Genomic DNA, 19,495 nt, shown 5'->3' on the forward strand with positions numbered 1-19,495 from the left:
CACCGTAACCGGTGTCTGGGATTACTTGACCAGTTCATACCTGCTCCTACAGGGGTGTGCTTAGCATTGCCCGCTATGCGGATCAGGTACAGGACGTCTCAAATACCTCGCAGAAACTACAGATCAGAAGGGATTCAGTATGTATGTAGGGTTTGAATTGACCGGCTATAAAAGCTATAGCTCGGTACCCCCGTCGGAAATTCAGAAGTTCAAGGAACAGGTGCAAGGTCAGTTCGGTGAGGTTTCCGACTACCTGGTTGATGTATTCGAAGGCAAGCGTCTAATCGACGCTGACCGACTGTCGAGGCATATCTTCCCTCAGCAGCACAGGACACATGTGTTTCTCTCGCACTCCCATGCTGACGAGGAAAGGGCTGTCGAGCTTGCAGTTAGGCTCCGTGATTGTGGCATCAACGTATTCGTTGATTCCTGTGTCTGGGGGGCGTCACAGCATCTTCTTGAGAAGCTGATGGCTTATTACGCAGACCAGAAAACAGACGGAAAGCCACTCAGTGAGCTGGAAGTTAGCGATCTTTCGGCTGGCGTGCATCTGATGCTGGTAGGTGCGCTTCAAGAAATGATCGATAGAACGGAGCTTTTCGTGTTCTTGAACACTGAAAGATCCGTTCCCTTGAAGGCTTACGAAGGTTCAGATCGTACATTCTCGCCCTGGATCTATTCGGAGCTTCAGTTCAGTGCAATGGTGAGACGTCGAGTGCCGGCTCGTCGTAGACGTCGTAGCCGAGAAGTTTTGTCGTTGGAACACGAGCAGGCCAAACGCTTGCTGCCAAATTTTGCTCACAAGGCACTCAACTCTCACCTGCCCAAAGTCGACGGCTCAGAGTTCAGTGGCTGGATTGAGCTTTTGCTCGAAAAGGGTGAGCACGCTCTTGACAGCTTGTATGGGCACTTCGAGATACCAGGCCAGTTCAGAAGGCTTCGGGCTCAGGCGGCTGCTAAGAGCAAAAAGCTCTTGTAAGAAGGCTCTTGGCGCCTTCCCAACACCTACATGGATTGAAAAATGGCATTTTTTACGAAATCTGAGGCACGGGCCGCAGCAAAACGAGCGATGAGGAATCGCAGCCTCGGCGAGATGATGAGCGAATCGATGGAGTCCAGTAAGCGGGCGACCAGGTTCGACGTTTTCCTGTCCCACTCGATCAACGATGCTGAGCTAGTACTCGGGGTGAAGGTGCTGCTGGAGGAAATGGGCAAAAAGGTTTATGTCGATTGGGTAGACGATCCTGAACTGGATCGTAGCCAGGTGAACAAACATACGGCGGAACGGCTGCGAGGTCGGATGAAGCAGTCCGATACGCTCCTCTACATCGCTACCGAGAACGCTACGAGTTCGAAGTGGATGCCATGGGAGCTGGGCTATTTCGATGGCCACAAACCCAAAAAAGTCGCCATCCTCCCTGTCCTGGAAAAGGAAAACCAGAAATTTGAAGGGCAGGAGTACCTGGGTTTGTATCCGACGGTAGACAAAGACAGCTTGAGCGGGCCACCTCGGCAAAGTGGAGACCCGTTCAAAGATTTAGAGGAGCTGCGCAGGGGGCTTCAGGGAGGGTTACTCCCGTGGAACGGTAGGATCTATCTTTGATCAATGACATAATTTCCACAATGCGCAGCGTAGGTTGAGTCCGCTCCTGAATGATTGAGTCAAGCCCGCTTCCCCCATCGCGGGCTTTTTTGCCTTCTATTTCATACCCCGGGAAGGTTCCCGTTCTGTAGGCACGCAGAAGGCGTTATGTTTTCAAGGCTGCTTGGCCGCATTCGACTTGCTGACGCCTGAGCCCCACGATCATGACTGGATCCGTACTTCAGCTTGAGAACGAGTGAGCTGACGCTACCTTTTGATGCAGTGATAGACCTGTGATTAGGCTAGGGCTCGTTCGACATCACGAGCCCTGGTCGATCCAATTATGCTGCGCAAGACTTGATGAAGTAGACCACGACTACTGCAGTGATGGCCGCAAATGCTGCCCCATGGAAGGCAACCAGTGTTTTGGAGCGCGAAGCGTTGAACCAGTTTTTCCAGCCCTGACCTTTGTCGATCACCATGATGAAATCGATCTTGTCTTTGTCCGTCGATCGGACTTTGTCGTAGAGCTTCCGGTAACAGCGCTCGAGCGCCAGGAAGTAGCCATCCAGACCCCAGAAGGCGATGCCTGGGATGTAGGCCAGCAGCGCAAAACCTTTGTCAGAGTCCTTGGCGGACAGCGCGAACAGCGCCGAGATCAGGATGATCGACCAGCCTTTGAGCAGGAAAGAATTTGTAGAAAGGCGATTGACTACGCCTTGAACGAATTCGAGGTGTTTGAGTTTGGCATCCATGGGGATTATCCGTCAGAAGTCACTATATAAAAGATCGATTGCTTTTGAGCCTCTAAGGGTGGACGCCTGCAGCATCCACTTTCGGAAATCGCTTTCTGTAATAGAGGTTAGGTGGCCGGTGGGGGCGTCATGTGCGACGTTAAACTGCTCGTTTGAAAAAGCTTCATCCATCGCACGCTCGCTTTTTATCAACATCTTGTAGCGAGTGCGGCGCCGTACCATAGTACTGAAATTGAGCTCCATATGTATCCATGGCGACAGCGTCTTTTGCTCTTCATTCACTGAGTGTTTGAGAGAAATAGACTGTTCTGTGTTCATGAAGATGATCGTGTGCGTCTGATCAATCATGCGCTGCAGCGCGGTGGTCAGGATCATATGTACGTGAGCCGTGGTGCGGTTGCGCTCATCGTAATCGTAAGTCGTCTGGCCCTCACGACGACAGTACTTGTTATCGATCGCTTTCAGTAAGTCGTAGATCGGGCCCCAGATGCATGAGTCGATGAAGACATTCAGGCCGCATTTTTCCCGGAGCTCCAGCGCGATTTGTATCGCTTCGTTTGCATCTTTGGACGAGTGTGACAGGAAGATGTCTGCGTTCACTGCAGGAAACAGTGTATTCAGAATGAGCGATGCATCAAATGTGTCTTCATCGATCATTAGCTGAGCCAAGTCGTCGACGCGTTTCTGATTGGCAGCTTTGTAGGCATGGACTTTCGGAAAATCGACAGGGTAAGGGCCGGTATTTATACTGAGGTTAAAGCCGCGATCCATCTAAAACCTCCTTAATTTTCGAAAGTCCGTTCGGCATTCGGGTCGATGCTTAGAACGCTGTTATAAAGTGAGAAATAGTCACCGGACTCTTCAAGCGCCTGCATGGCTGGGTCTGAATGCGTGCAAGGGAGGGTTGCCGTAGCGCCGCCGCCAGCCCGTACAGCGATCACTTTTGCCTCAGGAGCTTTTTCTCTGAATATTTCATATTCCTCGATGATGCCCTTCATGCCGCCTATGAAAATACCGACCTCAAATTCGTTATCTTCCAGCATCCGTCGGCGCATTGACAAAATACTGTCTTTCAGCTCTTCTTCCTTGGGGACTATCCGGATGTCAGCAAATCCCTGGTTCTCGAGAGGGAATTTGTCTTCAAAAAATGCGGATTGGTAAATGGTCACGCATTCAATGGTGTTGAGCCCAAAGCTCCTGCCCGCGGCATAAACCATTGGCGTGATTGAAGGGTGCCCGCCAAATACCAAGCGTTGTCGGCCCAGTGCCAGGAGCAATAGAGACCTTACCGCTATTTGTATTTGATAGGGATGGCAAGAATCAAAAAATTCTCTGCCATAGGTTGGCACGCTGGCTGATAGAAATATTGATTTTTTCATTTTCGCCAGTCCATGAATCTCCAGCCCGAATTGTAGGGTTCGACTAATCGGACATCCTTTTCTAGATAGTCGCTGATCCATTCCATATGTGACTGCCACCTACGTTCTTCAATACCCGCGTTATCGTATACTACGGCTACAGGCGCAGGGTGATTGTCAAGGGTGGCGTCGTGTAGGGTATAGGTTGTCGGCACGCCGAGCGCTGGATAGACGTAGATCGGCTCTCCACGTTTAGGCTTAACGGTTAGGCTGCGTCGGAGTGAATAGCCCTCGATTGTCGCTTGGGCACGCTCCAAGGAGGTACCGAATGCGTTCATCAGTAGGCGATAGCGGGTAGCGACGCCTTCTGCGCGCAAATCCTCAGCCGATCGACAAATGCAAGCGAGGCATTGGTTGGTCAGCGACGCGCCATCAGATAAGAAATCGTCTTTGGTCAGGCGTAAATCCAACGTAACTTGGCTTCGGTCATCGAGATCTACCTCTGGCCAGCCAGCTCTGAGAATGGGAACGCCCCGGAACACGGCGCGCCCAAACTCTGCTGTTGTCCAACGGCTGTCGAAGTAGGACGGTGTGTCCAGATAGATCATGACATCGCTATCGCACAGCTTTTGCCAGAGCACTTCCTGAAAGTGCTCCCCTGGCAAGATCTCATGCGTGTCGAGGAAAACGTCGAACAACCGTTCTGAAAGCGCCGCATAGAGCTGTAGCGCTGCGGTGGTAGATTCCGTTCGTCTGTAGCTCAGGAAAACGCGTCGTTGCCGAGGCAAGAGCGAAGCGCATTCCAGCAAGCAATTGACGATGGTCAGGATGTCCGATGAGTCCAGTCCTAGCCCGTTCAGGATCGATACTGACGGAGGAAACTCCGCGGCCAGATGCCCGAGTTTCGACGCGACAGGGATGACGGGGACACCATCCTTCATCAATTTCGTGATGTGTACGTCTTGGCCATCAGGAAGAGGGAAACAGAGGGCTGCGGTGCATTTCCCGTTGGCTACGCGGTACTCGTCAGGCATACCTGTATACCAATCGACCTCAACGCCGAGGTTGAGTGACAGCACCGCGAGCTTCGCTTTCAAGGCTTCGTGGAATTCATCAACAAAGCCTTCGGGAGGCGAACCGAAAATAGCCAGGTAGTAAGAGGCGTGCTGCATGATGTTTCTCATTGGCAGAGTGATGAGGGGGGTTAGTAGGGCTTTCTGATTGCTATCGCTTCTTCTACCCACTTGCCAAGATTCTGGGAGATGTTTGCGTACCGCGTGGCACTGTCATAGCCGGCTGGATCATACGACCGCACAATGTTAGAAAGCGGGACGTTGTTGATATTGAAGTTCGCAAACGGGTTGGCACCGATTCTGGAGGTTTGATTGTTGCGATCCATCACGGCGTGAATGTAGACCCCAAGCAACCCCATGCCTTTCTTCCAAGCTTCTACGATTTCGTAATCGATCCACTTCCGGCCCGCAGTTTGTGAGCCGATTAGCACAATCGCGCACGAGCAGCCGTTCATTTCGGCGGCGATCCTGTTTTTGATTGCCTGTTCGCTGCCATTTTTCACAGCTTCCCAGCCGTTGTCATAGGCCTCACGGGCGCCATGGATAGCCCCGATCGAGCGAATCTTTGCAGCTCGCCAGTTGTCGGCCTGGTAGTGAAAGCTGTAGAAGCAATGGCGCATGATCCCGTCTCCGCGCAGGTAATGCAGCACCGAATGCTCGGTGCTGCGAGGGCGTTGATATCATAGGGCCGCTACTCATGGGGCGCTACATCATGCTTGTAAAAAGGCTACGCAGACTCAAGCGCTTGCGCTGGGAGCGCGCGGGTGAGCGTGCGCTGTTCAAGTTACGCCGGTTGCTTAGCCTTACTGGCTTCCAAGCGCTCGTGAACTTGCTTGAGAGCTTCCCGGCGCTGTTGCGCATCAGGGGCCTCCACCTGCGCAAGAAGCCAATTTGCAGCTGCGTTTAGCTCCATCACGCCCAGATCCTTGCCGTCTGGGCTGAGTGTTACCAGTCAGCTGCCGCTGACGTGAGTACTCGTAACCACCGGGTGTGGGGTAGGCGATACACAGTGCGTGCGTCGCGGGATAGAGCATTTTACGAGAAGCAGTGAGAGAAACGTCCGCTCTGGTGGTAGGCTTCTCGTGGCCTAAGCCTCGGATGAGGCGTCGCATTTGAGCCTATTCCCACGACTCACGTAGCGCATGGGCTTTGTCGCACAAAAAGGAGATTGGCTGTAGTGGATGCCCCAAAGCCTGACGCACAAGCGGATGAGATCGTTGAGCCAGTGTTATCTAAAAGTCTGCTGCATCGCGTGGTCAACCGACTACTTGATGTCGCGGGCGTGCAGCAGGCCTCTGCTTGGAAAGCAGGTCTTGCCGCGGGGCAACATGATGGATATCAGAGGGGATTGAAAGTAGGTCAGGCAGCAGGCCTTGCTACAGGAAATGAGGTGGGGCATGCACGCGGTCTTGGTGAAGGGCGTGTTACCGGGCATGAGGAAGGTCGAGCCCTTGGCTTTCAGGAAGGGCAGGTGGCTGGGTTCAAAGCTGGGCACCAAAAAGGATTTGACGAAGGTAAGCTGGTCATCGAGGTTCAGGCAGGCCCCGAACCAATGACGGGAGCTCCGAGTATTCGGGAAGACCAACTCTTTAAGGATTGGCGCTTCCCGATTACAGAGGAGTTGGAGGCACAAATCAGAGCTGACGTTGCTGACCGGTTGCCGAAGCAACCGCCCTCAGCGGATCAGTGGAAAATGATTCTGTCCAAAACTCCTACTACTTCTGTGGTTGCCGGGGCGGGGAGTGGCAAATCTACCACCATGGTGCTGCGGCTTCTGGTGTTGAGGCATTACTTAGGAATCGATTTCTCGAACCTCACCGTTGTCACCTTTACGGTTGAGTCAAAGAAGGATTTCGCTAAGAAAGTCCGAGAGGTTTTCAAGCTTTGGGGCTATGACATTTCCCATGATGACTCGCTGAAGATCGTCCGCACCTTTCACTCAAGGATTTTGTCCTTTGCCCGCTGCCTGCCAGGTATGAGTCAGGTGCAGCCTTTCGAGTTCTTGGAAAAGGACGGCACCACGAAAGAGAAAGGCTCCATGTTTCAGGTGAAGGTGGGGGAGCCTCAGCTGGAGCTGATGAACGAATGCTACATGCGTCTCTACAACAAGAATTCAACGTTCAAAACGCTCATCGGTAAGCTGTATCGTCATGCGCTGGCGATGGAGAAGGTCAACGCAGATAGCCCCGATGCGCTGAAGGCGCAAAGGCAGGCGCGTGACTTGGCAAAGGCTGATGAAGACATCTGCGATACACTGGAGCGACTTTGGCGCGCTGCAGGCAAGTGGCCGATCGAAGGCATTGAGCCATCGCGCAAGGTGATTCAGCTTCTCGGCGAGGACTTCCAAGTCAACGGCTACATTCCCGAGCTCGATGCCTTTGTCATACTGGGGGTGGATAAGTCGGAACCAAGTGATTTGAAGGCAAAGGAGGGGCGCTTTCCCTACCTCACCGCGGACGTCAAAAACAAGCGAATCCTTTTTCAGGCTCATTGCTCTCGGCCAGTCATCTACCTAAAAAGCTATGTCGAATCGGCCAGTCCGATAGAGGCAATTTGCAGCTTGGTGAACACCTGTCCAAAATTTACTTATAAGCTTGAAGGTGACATTGCTCCTCAGTACATCACGGAGGCGTTCTACAGCGCCGCATCGTACATGGAGAATCTTGGCTTGGATGTTTTTGAGGCCATCAGGGCCATGCGCCTACGCAAAGACGATGCAGATCGTGACTTCTTCCATGCCCTCGCGATCTACTGGAACGACTTCACACGGATGCTGTTCAACATGACTCCGCCGGTGATGACCTTCAACACAATGTTCTCCATCTTCAGCGAACGCAAGCCCCATAACCTTCGAGCACTGACACCAGATGTGCTGCGGCCGATGACTACTTTGCTAGTCGACGAGTTTCAGGATGTCGGCGCTAATACCATCTCCTGGATACGTGCGACGTTTGCTGAAATCGAGCGACGGAATTTGAGGGTTCCCACCAACGGTTCGCCGGCGTACGCCTCGCTCATGGCAGTCGGCGATGATTGGCAGAGCATATATGGTTGGCGTGGTAGTTCTCCGCACTACCTTATCGACTTTGACAAGGTCTTCGAATCACCAGAACCCAACCGGGTGCTTATGCAGGAGAACCACCGGTCTCACCAAATGGTGATTGATGCCGCGGAAGAAATCGTAAAGCGTACGCCAGGTGGTGTACCTGGCAAGCGGGGGATTGCGAAAAACCAAGCTGTGGCAGAGCATCAGGTACCAGTCGAAGTGCGCGAGATGGATTGGAATCAGATCGCAGCCGATGTTGGGCGACACTACGATGCAGGTGATTCGATCCTCGTCCTGACACGCTCAAACTCCGTGAAGGAAGAGGCGCGCGACGCGCTGGAGGATCTTCGTGAACGAGCCAGGCTGGAAAGGCGATCTGACCAAATCAAGTTCCTGACCTACCATTCTGCAAAGGGACTGCAAGCCAAAGCTGTTTTCTTGCTTGGTGATTGCGACCTCAAAACGTCCTCTCCGTCCAAGAATGACCTGTACGCTCAGGCTGGCCTCAATCGCCCGGGTGATCCTTGCGGATACGACACTTCACAAGGCGAGGAAGCCTTGCGTACAGCATATGTGGCGATTACCCGAGCGATTACCTATTGCTACTGGTACCTGGATGATGGGGCTAAGCCGGTGATCGAGCGGGCCAGCCGTCATATCAACGCGGCTCAACCGTGCTGGAATCGGGTGAACGCTCCTGTTCCGGACGCTGCCAGCAAGCCCAAAAGGCCAGCTAAGCAGCCTGGAAGTCGAGTTCACTGAGTTCCTCCGAGTGATAGAGAATGTGAAGCAAGCAATTGGACGAGCATCTCATTCGATTTCTAAAGGGCGACGATCCGTTGATGCGAGAGGCGATTGACGCGCTTAAACGTTATCACGAGGCTGTGGATGCTTCAGCCCCTGAGGAAGAGGTAGTGCATCTGAAGAACGAAGCGGAAGCGCTCTTTCAGGCAGTGTCCGATTACCTAGTCCGCGCGACCGGAGGTTAAGCAGGGACGCTGCATTGATCGTACCTGAGAGTGAGCAGGACTGTGTCGCGTGGTAGTCAAGACCTAGTAAATGAAAACTTTCTGAAGAGGAAGGCCATGGGAAAACATCAGCATCTCGTCGACCTAGCGCTGGGTGGAGAATTGCCCAAGCTTGCGATCGAGTTTTTCATCGTGTTCTCCAGATTCGAATGTGCTCTCAAGCGGTCAGGGGATTATGCAGCGCCAGGCGACAACGCAAAGGTAAACGCCAATTGGGACGCTTTCGCAAAAGATCTCGGGAATGGCTTTTTCGAAGAGGTGATTGCTCAGGGTTTAGCTCCAGACCTAGTGCACAGACCGCCGAAGCTACAAGTGATACTTCCAGATGGAGGTGGGCTGGGGTGGCGTGACAGCTCTGCTGTCACCAACTCGGTGGAGCTTTTCATCGCAGTTCGTCGTGCCCGGAACAACTTGGCGCATGGAGCTAAGTACCGTGACCAAGCCACGGGGAAGGTAGATCCCGTTGAGGGATCTGAGCGTGATGAAAGGTTGCTGGATCAGGCATTGGCTGTGCTTGGCCTAGCGCTCGAACGAAATGCAAAAGTGCAGGGCTTTTTCCAGCCGTACTGAGCTGAGTAGCATGCACGGCGTAAAAGCAATGGTGCGAGGTATGCACTATCGAGGGTTCGAGAGGGTGGAAAAAGTGGAGTTTTCAGAGCTGCTACGGTATCAGGCTGAGCGAGTATTTGGTGACAAACTCAAAGCTGCGACGTGGCTGAGGCAGCCACGGCCTCACTTCGACGGGCTCGCTGCGCTGGAGTTTGTCCAGGACGAGGCCACCTGCCTGCAGGCAAAAGAGTTCCTGGACAGGCTTGAGCACGGTTTTTCATGCTGACCTGACATCGGCAGTCGCTCAGTCTTAGAGGGCGTGCTCAGTTTGATTAGGACAGGTGGAGGGTTGTCGTTTGGGGAGCCGCGCCGGTGGCGCTGCCTCGACAGGGCGGGAAGGATGGAAAGACATGCTCTGTTGCAGGCTGCTCAGTCCTGGTAGGCCACCTTCGCGTTCCAATGTTTCGAGTTCAACCTTCAGTGTGTTGACAAGATATCTAGCCGGTCTGCAACCGCCTTCGCTCAGCGTTAAAGCCAATAGCGTCCATGGGCTCAGTTCGAGACGCGCGCTGAGCTGTTCGAGCTTGTCTAGAGTGATGTTTGATTTACCGCTCTCAAGCTTCGACAAGTAGGTACGGCTGGTTGCGTCTGCGAATTGCCGCTGGGCAATGCTGCGCTTGCACCTGCTGGCGCGGAGCACGGTCGCAAATGACGACTTGAGTGTCATGAGCTCGGCCTGGTCATCTGACGTTGTAGATACATCGCGTTCAGAGTTTTCCTTTTTGGATGCTGCTTACCGGAGTGCTAGCACTTGATCGTGATTGGTCGAATGCAATGGCTAGTGACAGTTTAGCATGGGATTTTGTTGGAAAAACGGTTCTCTAATTTTTAGACCCTAGCTTCTAAAGCTGATGTGAGATCTTCACCCATCATGAACAGAGCTGCCTCAATTTCTCGGCTCGTCCATGTCCTGGGTAGCCTAGCGCCACTGCAGTCAAGCGTTGCGGCTTTGGCTAACCGCCCGATGATCCAGTTGGCTCTCCGATTCCAAGTTGCATGTCGTCGGTGGTATCTGATGTGGCCGGAAGGTGTGAAGTATTTGAAGGTTTTGCTATCAGGGGTTCTCACAGCTTTTGGCGTTTTCTGCGTATTGGCCCTCATGCAGCCAAAGCGCAGATGCTCAGGAACACGGAGCCCGCACTCCTGTGCCCACTCTTGTGCAAGCCATGCAAACGCCGCAGCGACACGGCTGTCGTAGATCACGAATCCAGGCAAGATTAGAGAGTGGATTTTTGTGGTGCCGGCATTGGAGCGAAGATCGCTCAGCCTCTCAAGCAGATTAGGTTCCTCGCTTTCTAGAGCCGGAAGGGCGCGAGTAAGGTATTCGTGCAAGCCTCCGTTTAAATTCTCTAGCCACACTGCATTACCTGGGCGTTTGAAGACGCCTCCCCACTCCATAATCGCTTGTGCCCAGCCATTCAGTTCAGCGGCGTTGACTGCGTGCGGAGCCATGCAGCCTTTGATGCCGTCCGACAGTTTCTGCAGAAGCGCTTCATTCTGAGCAAAGTTCGAGTTCCTAGCGATGCTCATAGCTCCTGCGGGTGTGGCAAGCTCGATGCGCTTGAGAGGCCAGCTATAACGCTCGAACGCATTGCTCAAAAAGTCATCAACACCGGCCCGATGTGGGAACTGGAGAGGGCGTGCTCCGATGGCCACCGATTCGAACCAGGTCAGAAACGCCAAGGTATCGGGGTTCGTGAGAAAGTCATTTTTCGTCATGGCACCTAGCGCTCCATTTCCAGCCGGCATTCTTGCAGACGGCGCTGCCTTAGCACACCCGAATGCTATGCCTGGTGTGATCGGGTACTCAGGTTGCAGACTTTGAACAGGGGGAGCTCTCGTGGCTTCCCATCGGCGGCGTCATCGGTGCTATTTTGGTGTGCCGAGATACTGCGTAAATTCCTGAGCGTCTATTGCCTGTAACCGGTAATACTGTCCGTTCGCTTTGAGTGCGGGTTGGAGCTGACACTGCGCGTATGGAATGCCATAAAAGGTATTCCGACCATGGATGTTGAAGACAAACTCTTCTCCGCGGAAATGTTCGTGTTCCAGCAGTAGGTTGTCGAGAGCACCCGCCGCCTCCCCGTGTCCTTCGGCGATTTCGATTACTAGGGCGCGCAGGGTGGAGCTATCTCTGTCGGAGACCTCCACTGAGAATTTCCGCTGACGGTGATTGCCACCACTAAAACCACCTCCTGAACTGGCGGAACCGATTCGATTGAGGGTGATGTGAGCGAGCAGTACTACTTCCACGGTTTGGTCTCCATAATTCTGATTATCCACGATCGCAGATGGTAAGTAGTCGGTGGCTTGCCCGGGTCTGGTTTGGAATGCAGCGACTGCAAATGTGGGACGAGAGCCGTCAGCCACCATCCGCATCCCCTTAAACCATTCAAAACGATCGGCCGCAGGACTCGCATCACTGCTCGGGACTAATGTCACGATGAATGTCTCTGCGGGATTAGCGCCTAGTGCTCAGATGATCCTGTTCAACTCTCAGTTGACAGCGCCCGCTCCCAAAGAAACCCCACGGTTGATCGGCTTATCCCAAGCCGCCTAGCGGTCTCTGCCTTGCTCAAGCCAATCTCTTTGCACTCCAGCACTTTTTTGAGCTTGATCAAATTCACTGGTCGAGCGGCAGGCCGCTTCACTAGATCAATTCCAGCAAGGTGCGCGGCAATATCGTCGTCGCTGACGCGTTTTTGTAGCTCCTTCAGCTCCTCTGCGGCCTCTGCGAGCAAAGCCGAGGAGGGAATCTTATTCCGTGTCGAGAGAATCAGCGCCATGAAAGCCAAAGGGCTCATGCCGAGAGCCTCGGCAAGTTCTACGAATTTATCAATGGTGGGGCTGCTTTCGGCGTTCTCGATTTTGCTCAGGTATGTGCGCGATGCTGCATGGGCAAGGTTTTCCTGAGTGAAGCCTAGATTCCCTCGAACTGCTCGAACGACCGCTGCCAGTGCTGGCTTCAACAAGATGATGTCCTCAAAAGAGAGGATGTAGCCATGTTGTCGTGTACAGTTACACGTCATATGATGTATAAAACCGTACAGATTGCTGTCAGTGATCTCGCTTGCACTGGCCGGCGCGCCAATCAGCGGCGTGTAAGGGCACTGCGGGCTCAGCATGCACAGCCTTGGGTATGGTTATGCGTACGCAGCGTGACTACGGTTGGAGGCTCACTCAATTCTTCCAATTATTTACTAAATCGCACCGCGTATAGCGAGCCTACTGAAAGAGGAGGCGGTGTAATCGCTCGTCGTTCGTAATAGTTTTATCAATTGTCGAGAATCCAGCAGATGTTCAATTGTGATTGTGCGCAAGACCGCCAGATGGCTGAGGAACTCCAGGGCGCCTTGCAAGGATTGCCTCAAGAAGTCGTCCGGGCTCAGCACGTCGACTGGTCGGTCGGTGTCGACGCATTCCTTTTCGGCGCCGCGAGGGTGGGGGAGCGCTATGTCGCGCTTGTCTACAGCGACCAATCGGGAGTGTCGAAAAACGGTATGACAGTCGCGACACCTCCCGTGCGCTGCATCGCCGAGAAAGACGGCTTCAAGCTGGTTCGCAGTGTTGTAGGAGATCACTACGTGATCACAAGCGAGCACGATTGTTGAGTGCCAAAAGGCTCTGATTGGCTTCAAGCCCAATTGGGAGACGAAAAGGACAATAACCCCAACTTCGTTTTCAAACGTGTACGCATGAACTACGCCATCAGGAGGGGCTTGATGGGTATTCAGATAGCCGCACCTTCCGAAAACCGAAGCGCTTAAGGATGAAAAATGGCTGACCTCGAAAAAATAACCGTGACGATCAAAAATTATGACGTCCAAGCGCAAGGCGATCTTGATGCTCTTTACAGTCGAGTGCGACTTGAAGATGCAAATGGAGAAACATTCTATTTCAAACAGGTGGTTGTTCCGAAATACCTGAAAATTCATGGTGCGATGGCGACCGAGACTCCACAAACCTGGTATTTCAAGAGAATCTCGAAAAAGACCATTGTGGTGCTGGCTTTTGAAAACAAAGCCGGAAAAGTTGAATACGATCTGGATGACATCCGGTTGATCGCAAGATCGACAATATTGAAAGGCGTGGTGTTCTCGCTCGGCTCAATTCCTGCGGCCATTATTGCTGCCACGGCAACATTTGGACTCGGGTTGGTCATCATGCCGATGGGGCTCTGGTATGGATACAGGAACATTTTCAAGCTTCCAGCGATGCTTGGTCGCAAAACACTCCTTCGCGATTTTGCGAAGCACGGAATCATTGTTCGCTAATCACCGCGAACGTTAGTTCGACGTGCGTTGTGGTTGCGTAGTCGAGAGATCGCTAACTTATGAAACTGACCTCTCTACCTCCCGTCCGACCTTTGCTTGGGAGGCGTAGCCTGGACTTGCAATCTATGGATAAGGCTGACGGACAACTGCGCAGCACCCACTCAACTAACCATGAGTACATACGTGCTCCCAGGGCGTCGTGATGAGTGATATCTGGCTACGAGAACGAGAACGAAGGAAGGCGCTATGGCTGCTCGCTGAACTGGTACCGGGCGATCAAAGCGCACGAGCGATCCTAGAACGATTGGATGAGCTTGAACGACTTGATCATGAAGTTCCATTGAGCGCCTGCCATCTCGACCACGCTGAACTGGTTCGGCTGCCTAGGGAGGCTCATCCCGTAGGGTGCTGGATTATTCGCGATGCAGATATCCCAGAACCTTGGAGATCCCGCTTCGCGGTGGCTCTGGGGTCAGCAGGTCGCGTGGAGGCAGGATTCTATTGGCATGATTGGACTGATTTTCTAGAGGCTTGGGAGCGCGAAGTCGCGCACGTGGAACAACATCGATTGGCGCTTGATGACGAGTAACGGCAATTTCCCGAATGCCCACGATGTTACTCCAGTGGATCAGAGTGGTCTCTTGAGTATGGAAAGCGGGAATTAGTCAGCGGGAGGAGAATGATGGAGAAGCACGTAAGAACGCTGGGCCGTGACAACCTATCAGAACTCGAATCTGTTGAACGACTAGTAGCGTCAATCGGGCCAGCGGCGTTCGAAGCCGATGTACGATTTTTATCGAGCCTGCATACCGTTGATACCGAGTCAGCTATCCAATCGATCAGCCGCCTCACCCATCCCTCCCTAATCGGGATGAGCGAGACACCCTTCCAAATTTTCCAACGGCTGTGTGACGACCTTGTATTACGAGCTCCGTCGTTGCTTCAGCGCCCAAGTTATCGATACAGAAATGGTGATAACACAGCAGTTCCTTTTGGACTCTGGTTGAGCATCGTTCGGCATGCCCGAGAACATTTTGACCCAGCAGGGTTGGATGCGGATTTTTTGGTCGCAAGGATACGGGAGGGGCATTCGAGCAAGGAAGCCTTCGATGCTCTTATTGCTTCGAAGCGCCCCAAGTGATGGGAGACATTGACTCCAGGCGATAAGCACCCGATACGCGTCTCGCCTCCACTCCATCACCAAGTCTCTGTGGTTGGCCAGGAAAGGTTATCTCTCGCGTTGCAAAGGCGTGATGACGATTCCCCAGAGCGCCTCCGCAGCACCTTCTTGAGACAGCTTCTGGTCGTGTCCGGAAAAGTAAGACATGCCCAGAGTTTTCAAGTACAGGGTCTGATCATCAGCGTTTACCGAAAGTGACTCGTTGTAGCTGTTGCCCGCTAACGAATCGCCTTGGCTGTAATAAATCCCGGCACCCAGCTGACCTCCCGTAAACACCGTCCCCCTAGCAACGTCCCGTCCGTCCTTGTAGATGACCGCAGAAAAGCGATTGGCGTCGATTCGACGATACACACCTTCATAGCCAGGATTACGAGCTTGAAGCTCTTGCAGGGAGTTCTCGAAGTAGCGAGCGATATATTCGAAGGTGTCCAGCAAGAACTGATCTTTGTCCCGCTGGGTGAAGCTCTTGGCAACTCTAAGGTTACTCGACCGGGGGCCAGTGGCCGGTAGCGGGGAGGGCGGTTGTAGGATAGCCGTCGCCGAGCGAGCGATTTGCGATGAAGGAATGGGCACCTCCTTGCGGCATCGTTCTACAGCTTTACGCACTGCCTGCGCTACTTGCAGGAAAGCTACATCGCGGTCAGGCCACAGGGTGACGGGTTTACCATCTTCAGGCGTGGCAAGCAGCTTACCGAACGGAGCATGATGCCAATCACACGCGCGCAAAATCACAGGGATCACGATCGCTTCCTTCGCGGCGTGGCGTTCCATGGCGCGAGCCATCTCGATGTTGTAGCAATAATCAGAGGCGATGAAGTCCGGGCTGACCAGGAGAAGGATGATTTCATCACTGTTGATGTGGTTGTCGATGGCTGCATCGATTTCTTGACCAGCTTCGATCCTGCGGTCATGCCAAGTGTCGATAACGCCTTGGCGCTTGAGCATCGATAGCTGTTTTTCCAGATGATCACGAAGCGCCTCATCGGCATGGCAGTATGAGAAAAAAACGCTTGGCAAGATCGGCGCTCCATGGATTGGTGACGGCTTAGATCTTAGGGGCTGTCCGATGCCGAAGTACAGGCCTTAACATTCCCGTGTAGGACAACGTGCAGCGTGTCGTGCGATTCATAAAGCGTACATTGTCGTAGCTCTGGTAATCGATATATTGGGCGGGATCCTTAGTCACTTCGGTGAGTTAGCTTCGAGTAGCGCTTCTTTTAGAGCTGCGAGAGCGCACTCCAAACGGCGATCTTCCCGAGGATCGCCACTTGCAGGCTTGTGCGATTGACAGTGATGTAACAGGGCCTCTAGGTCGTTTTGGTTAAGGTCGAATTCGATTTGCATCAGCTTGCTCTCTGTAAGTGAGGGGCGACGGGTTGAAAGCTAGGCACTGCCCGAGGAAATTAATGAGGTTAGCGTGCAGGATGAGGTAGCGAATCTGCTTTGGGAACAGTCGTGGCAGGTCTTCGGCGAATCTCTGAGCAAGGTATTAAGTGAGGCCTTTACTAGCTACAAGCGCAGCGCCGGCTACGATGAGATGCAGCGCTTGTACCCGAGCGCGGTAGGTGACGAGGCTTTTCAAGTTTTGAGACAAGCGCTAATCCAGCAGTGGCCCAAGGTCAATGGTGAGAGCTCGCACGCTTATGTTGAATTGCGTGGTCGCCTCAAAGGGCACGTTGAGCAGTACTTACTTCGCCGCCTCGTTCTAGGTAATCAGGTCGCACCGGCGCTCCGAGATGCGCTGTTTGCTGCTGATTTGGGCGTGTGAGGCTGAAACATTCGCTCATTACTTAGCAATGACAGTCCACAGCTGGTTAATCTTCGTCATATAGCTCTGGCTCATCAGTTCACTGCGCATCGCCCAACCAGGCGCGGCAGTCACGCTGGCTAAACGCAGCACTCCCTGTCCCCAGCGACTATTGATCTCATCCAGGACACCCATTACTTTGTCCGCAATCACAGGCTGCGAATGCGCAAAGAGGTCATCAGTGAATTCGCCAGGCTGTCGCAGATCCATCAGCAAAATCTCGGCTTTGCTGTATTTGTAGCCCGATCGGAAGAGGCGATTGACCGCTTCGGTCGCAGCCTTCGTCGTCAGCCTCACGTCGTTGATCGGATACGGCAATTCTACCAAGGCGCCGTTCACATACGTCACCTCCTCGGGGTTAGACCTGCAGACACAACTGCCACTATATGAAGCTCATCAAATCACAGCGCAGGCGATTGATTGTTCTGTTTCCAAGCCCTCGGAGTCACACCTTCGGTTCGCACGAATGTTCGACAGAAGTGAGACTGGTCAGAGAAGCCACACTCCAGTGCAATGTCCGCAAGTAGCAATCTCGAAGTCCGAAGCAGCTGCTTGCCCCTCAAAATCCGCTGCTCTCGCATCCATTCTTTAGGTGAGACAAGAGTGCTTTTTTTAAACTGACGGGTGAAATGGCTGCGCGATAGCGCACACGCCTGTGCGATAGCTGCCACGGAGATATCTGCGTCCAGGTTATCGAGCATCAACTGCTTGGCGCGCTGGATCTGCCAAGGTTTCAAGTGTCCGGATTGTTTAGCCAAATCCCTAATTGAGGACGCGCATGTTTCGTTTTTCATCCTGATTTCTTTTTCCCAGTAGCCGGTTGATAAGCTCAATCCAGCGGTCAGTCGATGAGAAAAATTTAACGGAAGGCGCGTCGTGATGGGGGCGCAATTTTGCGTTGCTGAAGGCGCAAAAATGCGCCTTTCCAATAGTGTTTCCAGTGCTAGCCTTTGCTTCCCGACAACTCGAATCGACGTCATTCGATCCGTCATCTGCAAGGAGAAAGCAATGGCTGCTTCACAACCGCACGGCAAAAACACCGCTTACTGGGGCGTCTCATGGGAGGAGGGCTACGGCTACCCCCAGGCCAGAAAAGTTGGAAACGAGATCTATATCTCTGGTCAGTTCAACCACGATGAGGAGGGTAACCTGGTTGCTCCCGCACCTTTGAATAGCGAGGGCAAACCCAGCGATTTCTCGTCGATAGGAGAGCAGATGCGCGTCTCCTACGACAACATCGCCAAGTTGCTCGCGCTCTATGGAGCAACCCTTGATGATGTCGTCGAAGAAACGCTCTACGTCTTGGATATGGACGCGGCATTCGCCGTGGTAGGTGATGTGCGCAAAGCCGCATATCGCACTGAGCGGCCACAGTGCGCGAGCAATATCATCGGTGTATCCAGGTTGGCTCAACGTTCACAGCTGATTGAAATTGTCTGCAAGGCTGTCATCGGATCTCGCGCTGCCTAAGAGACGCTCCCGGTTTCGCCCTGCGCAACCGGGAGATCCAGCTGCCCTTCGATCAAAGGCTTTTGATGCGCTACGGCTGCTGCACAAAAAGTCATGAACGCCTTTACTCTCCATGACTTTCGAATGTCCTGGTGCGTGAGCAGCCAGAGCTCATCCTGTAGTTCGCGCACAACTGGCCCGACGCGTGTTAACCCAGGCGTAATGTCTCCCAACATGCATGGGAGAAACCCATAACCAAGGCCTGCCGCAATGGCAACGCTAGCCGCAGCAACTGAGTCCGTACGATAAGAAATACAGTCGGCGCTGACTCTGTCCTCGACGTAGCTTTTAGCCTTCAGCCCACATAATCCTGCGGAATACGACACCCACGGTTGGCCTTCTGCGAACGGGGTAGTAGTCGCTTGTTTTATGCTGCCATAAGGCGCCCATGCGATCGAAGCGAGCTTGCGCCCGACGAGACTTTCGGCAGGTTTTTTGGTCGCTCTCACCGCTACGTCAGATTCATCGCGAGCCAGACTTAACGTCTCGTTGCCAACCAGAACCTCGATGGCAATTCCTTCATTAAGTGTCTTGAAGTCGGCGATGATCGGCGTGAGAAAATACAGCAGCAGGGAGTCGCTGGTAGTGATCCTAAGCTTTCCAAGCAGCCCTTGACCTGCCCGAGAAACTCTACGAGTGACACTCACGATATCAAGCTCTACTCGTTCGGCGAGCGCCCGTAACTCGATGCCTTCCGGCGTCAGCATGTACCCTGAGCGACGGTGGTCAAACAGGGCGACCCCAAGCGTCTTTTCCACTTGAGCCACACGACGCGATACGGTGGATACATTGATCCCCAACCTCTTTGCAGTCGTGGCTCTATTACCGCATTCGCTTAGCGTCTTGATGATTCGCAAATCGTCCCAAGAAAGCTGACTAACAGCATCGGTTAAATTCTGGGTGACGCCGGTTGGTACGGGCAGAGTGATTGAAGCTTTTTTTGATGATGGTTTCACGCCAAGCATCCCAAACTTAGATTGCTCATCATACGAAATGGCTGGAGGTGAACCAAGAAATCACGTGCACAAGCGAACTTTGCCCAAGCAATCGGTGAGGATGCCTCGGTTAAAAAGGTTGGTGTCAGCTGATGGGTTAGTCCTTTATTTTTACCATGCCCCCTGACACCTTTGCGTGTAGCTTTCATTCATTCTGCTAGCGCTTAGAGACGCCAGAGGCGCTTCGCGAAGGAACGATGTTCGGCCACAGACGATTGGTGTCGTGTCTTACTTAATCTCCGATGGCAGCATGGCGCCAAGGGCGTCGTTCAGCGTTTT

The 19,495-nt window shown here is 53.2% G+C and carries 23 protein-coding genes and 1 pseudogene; 11 read left to right on the plus strand and 13 right to left on the minus strand.

Features of this window, described 5'->3' with window-relative positions:
* Positions 1-139 precede the first annotated feature (139 nt).
* Positions 140-979 (plus strand): hypothetical protein, encoded by an 840-nt coding sequence (locus HU724_RS13535; RefSeq protein ID WP_186567047.1) that lies wholly within the window; start codon positions 140-142, stop codon positions 977-979.
* A gap of 42 nt (positions 980-1,021) precedes the next feature.
* Positions 1,022-1,603 (plus strand): toll/interleukin-1 receptor domain-containing protein, encoded by a 582-nt coding sequence (locus HU724_RS13540; protein WP_186567045.1) that lies wholly within the window; start codon positions 1,022-1,024, stop codon positions 1,601-1,603.
* A 320-nt stretch (positions 1,604-1,923) separates the two neighbouring features.
* On the opposite strand, the gene HU724_RS13545 is transcribed toward HU724_RS13540, so the two are convergent.
* From HU724_RS13545 to HU724_RS13565, 5 genes are read right to left on the minus strand one after another with little or no spacing between them, the layout of a single operon-like run.
* Positions 1,924-2,337 (minus strand): hypothetical protein, encoded by a 414-nt coding sequence (locus HU724_RS13545; RefSeq protein WP_186567043.1) that lies wholly within the window; start codon positions 2,335-2,337, stop codon positions 1,924-1,926.
* Positions 2,338-2,349: 12 nt separating this feature from the next.
* Positions 2,350-3,108 (minus strand): toll/interleukin-1 receptor domain-containing protein, encoded by a 759-nt coding sequence (locus HU724_RS13550; RefSeq protein WP_186567041.1) that lies wholly within the window; start codon positions 3,106-3,108, stop codon positions 2,350-2,352.
* An 11-nt stretch (positions 3,109-3,119) separates the two neighbouring features.
* Entirely contained in the window at positions 3,120-3,716 is a 597-nt protein-coding gene (gene thcA / locus HU724_RS13555; protein WP_186567039.1) for a Thoeris type III anti-phage system protein ThcA, read from the minus strand.
* On the minus strand, positions 3,713-4,867 hold the full coding sequence (gene thcB4 / locus HU724_RS13560; protein WP_186567037.1) for a Thoeris type III anti-phage system protein ThcB4: 1,155 nt from the start codon (positions 4,865-4,867) through the stop codon (positions 3,713-3,715). The genes thcA and thcB4 overlap by 4 nt, the downstream gene beginning before the upstream one ends.
* Before the next feature lie 32 nt (positions 4,868-4,899).
* On the minus strand, positions 4,900-5,418 hold the full coding sequence (locus HU724_RS13565) for a TIR domain-containing protein (RefSeq protein ID WP_217847192.1): 519 nt from the start codon (positions 5,416-5,418) through the stop codon (positions 4,900-4,902).
* A 527-nt stretch (positions 5,419-5,945) separates the two neighbouring features.
* On the opposite strand from HU724_RS13565, the gene HU724_RS13570 reads away from it, so the two are divergent.
* The 3 genes from HU724_RS13570 (at position 5,946) to HU724_RS13580 (ending at position 9,677) form a co-directional block, all read left to right on the plus strand.
* Positions 5,946-8,576 carry a UvrD-helicase domain-containing protein gene (locus HU724_RS13570; protein ID WP_186567035.1) on the plus strand — a complete coding sequence of 877 codons (2,631 nt, stop codon included), beginning with the start codon at positions 5,946-5,948 and terminating at the stop codon, positions 8,574-8,576.
* 323 nt (positions 8,577-8,899) lie between these two features.
* A complete protein-coding gene (locus HU724_RS13575) occupies positions 8,900-9,412 on the plus strand; it encodes a hypothetical protein (protein ID WP_186567033.1) in 513 nt (170 codons plus the stop codon).
* 10 nt (positions 9,413-9,422) lie between these two features.
* Positions 9,423-9,677, plus strand: a complete 255-nt coding sequence (locus HU724_RS13580; RefSeq protein WP_225927691.1) for an MbcA/ParS/Xre antitoxin family protein — start codon at positions 9,423-9,425, stop codon at positions 9,675-9,677.
* Between the two features lie 24 nt (positions 9,678-9,701).
* Here HU724_RS13580 and HU724_RS13585 read toward each other — a convergent pair whose 3' ends face one another.
* The 4 genes from HU724_RS13585 to HU724_RS13600 form a co-directional block, all read right to left on the minus strand.
* A complete protein-coding gene (locus HU724_RS13585) occupies positions 9,702-10,118 on the minus strand; it encodes a helix-turn-helix domain-containing protein (protein WP_186567031.1) in 417 nt (138 codons plus the stop codon).
* A gap of 161 nt (positions 10,119-10,279) precedes the next feature.
* Positions 10,280-11,170: a hypothetical protein gene (locus HU724_RS13590; RefSeq protein WP_186567029.1), complete on the minus strand. Its 891-nt coding sequence runs from the start codon at positions 11,168-11,170 to the stop codon at positions 10,280-10,282.
* A gap of 150 nt (positions 11,171-11,320) precedes the next feature.
* Complete coding sequence (locus HU724_RS13595) at positions 11,321-11,704, minus strand: hypothetical protein (RefSeq protein WP_186567027.1); 384 nt, start codon at positions 11,702-11,704, stop codon at positions 11,321-11,323.
* Positions 11,705-11,940: 236 nt separating this feature from the next.
* A complete protein-coding gene (locus tag HU724_RS13600; protein WP_225927692.1) occupies positions 11,941-12,576 on the minus strand; it encodes a helix-turn-helix domain-containing protein in 636 nt (211 codons plus the stop codon).
* 204 nt (positions 12,577-12,780) lie between these two features.
* On the opposite strand from HU724_RS13600, the gene HU724_RS13605 reads away from it, so the two are divergent.
* The 4 genes from HU724_RS13605 (at position 12,781) to HU724_RS13620 (ending at position 14,866) form a co-directional block, all read left to right on the plus strand.
* Entirely contained in the window at positions 12,781-13,062 is a 282-nt protein-coding gene (locus tag HU724_RS13605; RefSeq protein ID WP_186567025.1) for a hypothetical protein, read from the plus strand.
* 165 nt (positions 13,063-13,227) lie between these two features.
* Positions 13,228-13,725, plus strand: coding sequence for a hypothetical protein (locus HU724_RS13610; protein WP_186567023.1), 498 nt, complete (start codon positions 13,228-13,230; stop codon positions 13,723-13,725).
* Between the two features lie 202 nt (positions 13,726-13,927).
* Entirely contained in the window at positions 13,928-14,314 is a 387-nt protein-coding gene (locus HU724_RS13615; RefSeq protein ID WP_158497709.1) for a hypothetical protein, read from the plus strand.
* A gap of 93 nt (positions 14,315-14,407) precedes the next feature.
* Positions 14,408-14,866, plus strand: coding sequence for a hypothetical protein (locus HU724_RS13620; RefSeq protein WP_186567021.1), 459 nt, complete (start codon positions 14,408-14,410; stop codon positions 14,864-14,866).
* A gap of 87 nt (positions 14,867-14,953) precedes the next feature.
* Here the strand turns inward: HU724_RS13620 and HU724_RS13625 are convergent, their stop codons facing one another.
* On the minus strand, positions 14,954-15,922 hold the full coding sequence (locus tag HU724_RS13625) for a toll/interleukin-1 receptor domain-containing protein (protein ID WP_186567019.1): 969 nt from the start codon (positions 15,920-15,922) through the stop codon (positions 14,954-14,956).
* A gap of 400 nt (positions 15,923-16,322) precedes the next feature.
* Between HU724_RS13625 and HU724_RS13630 the strand changes: the two genes are divergently transcribed.
* Entirely contained in the window at positions 16,323-16,673 is a 351-nt protein-coding gene (locus HU724_RS13630; RefSeq protein WP_186567017.1) for a hypothetical protein, read from the plus strand.
* Between the two features lie 18 nt (positions 16,674-16,691).
* On the opposite strand, the pseudogene HU724_RS13635 reads toward HU724_RS13630, so the two are convergent.
* Together HU724_RS13635 and HU724_RS13640 are read right to left on the minus strand one after the other, a co-directional pair.
* Positions 16,692-17,072: pseudogene (locus HU724_RS13635) on the minus strand (DUF4113 domain-containing protein); the annotation flags it as partial.
* A gap of 41 nt (positions 17,073-17,113) precedes the next feature.
* On the minus strand, positions 17,114-17,692 hold the full coding sequence (locus HU724_RS13640; RefSeq protein WP_437180342.1) for an AraC family transcriptional regulator: 579 nt from the start codon (positions 17,690-17,692) through the stop codon (positions 17,114-17,116).
* A 28-nt stretch (positions 17,693-17,720) separates the two neighbouring features.
* On the opposite strand from HU724_RS13640, the gene HU724_RS13645 reads away from it, so the two are divergent.
* Positions 17,721-18,182, plus strand: coding sequence for a Rid family hydrolase (locus HU724_RS13645; protein ID WP_186567015.1), 462 nt, complete (start codon positions 17,721-17,723; stop codon positions 18,180-18,182).
* On the opposite strand, the gene HU724_RS13650 is transcribed toward HU724_RS13645, so the two are convergent.
* Positions 18,179-19,186: a LysR family transcriptional regulator gene (locus HU724_RS13650; RefSeq protein ID WP_186567013.1), complete on the minus strand. Its 1,008-nt coding sequence runs from the start codon at positions 19,184-19,186 to the stop codon at positions 18,179-18,181. The two genes, HU724_RS13645 and HU724_RS13650, sit on opposite strands and share 4 nt — an antisense overlap.
* Positions 19,187-19,495 lie beyond the last annotated feature (309 nt).

The organism is Pseudomonas iranensis, assembly GCF_014268585.2.
Lineage (GTDB): Bacteria > Pseudomonadota > Gammaproteobacteria > Pseudomonadales > Pseudomonadaceae > Aquipseudomonas > Aquipseudomonas iranensis.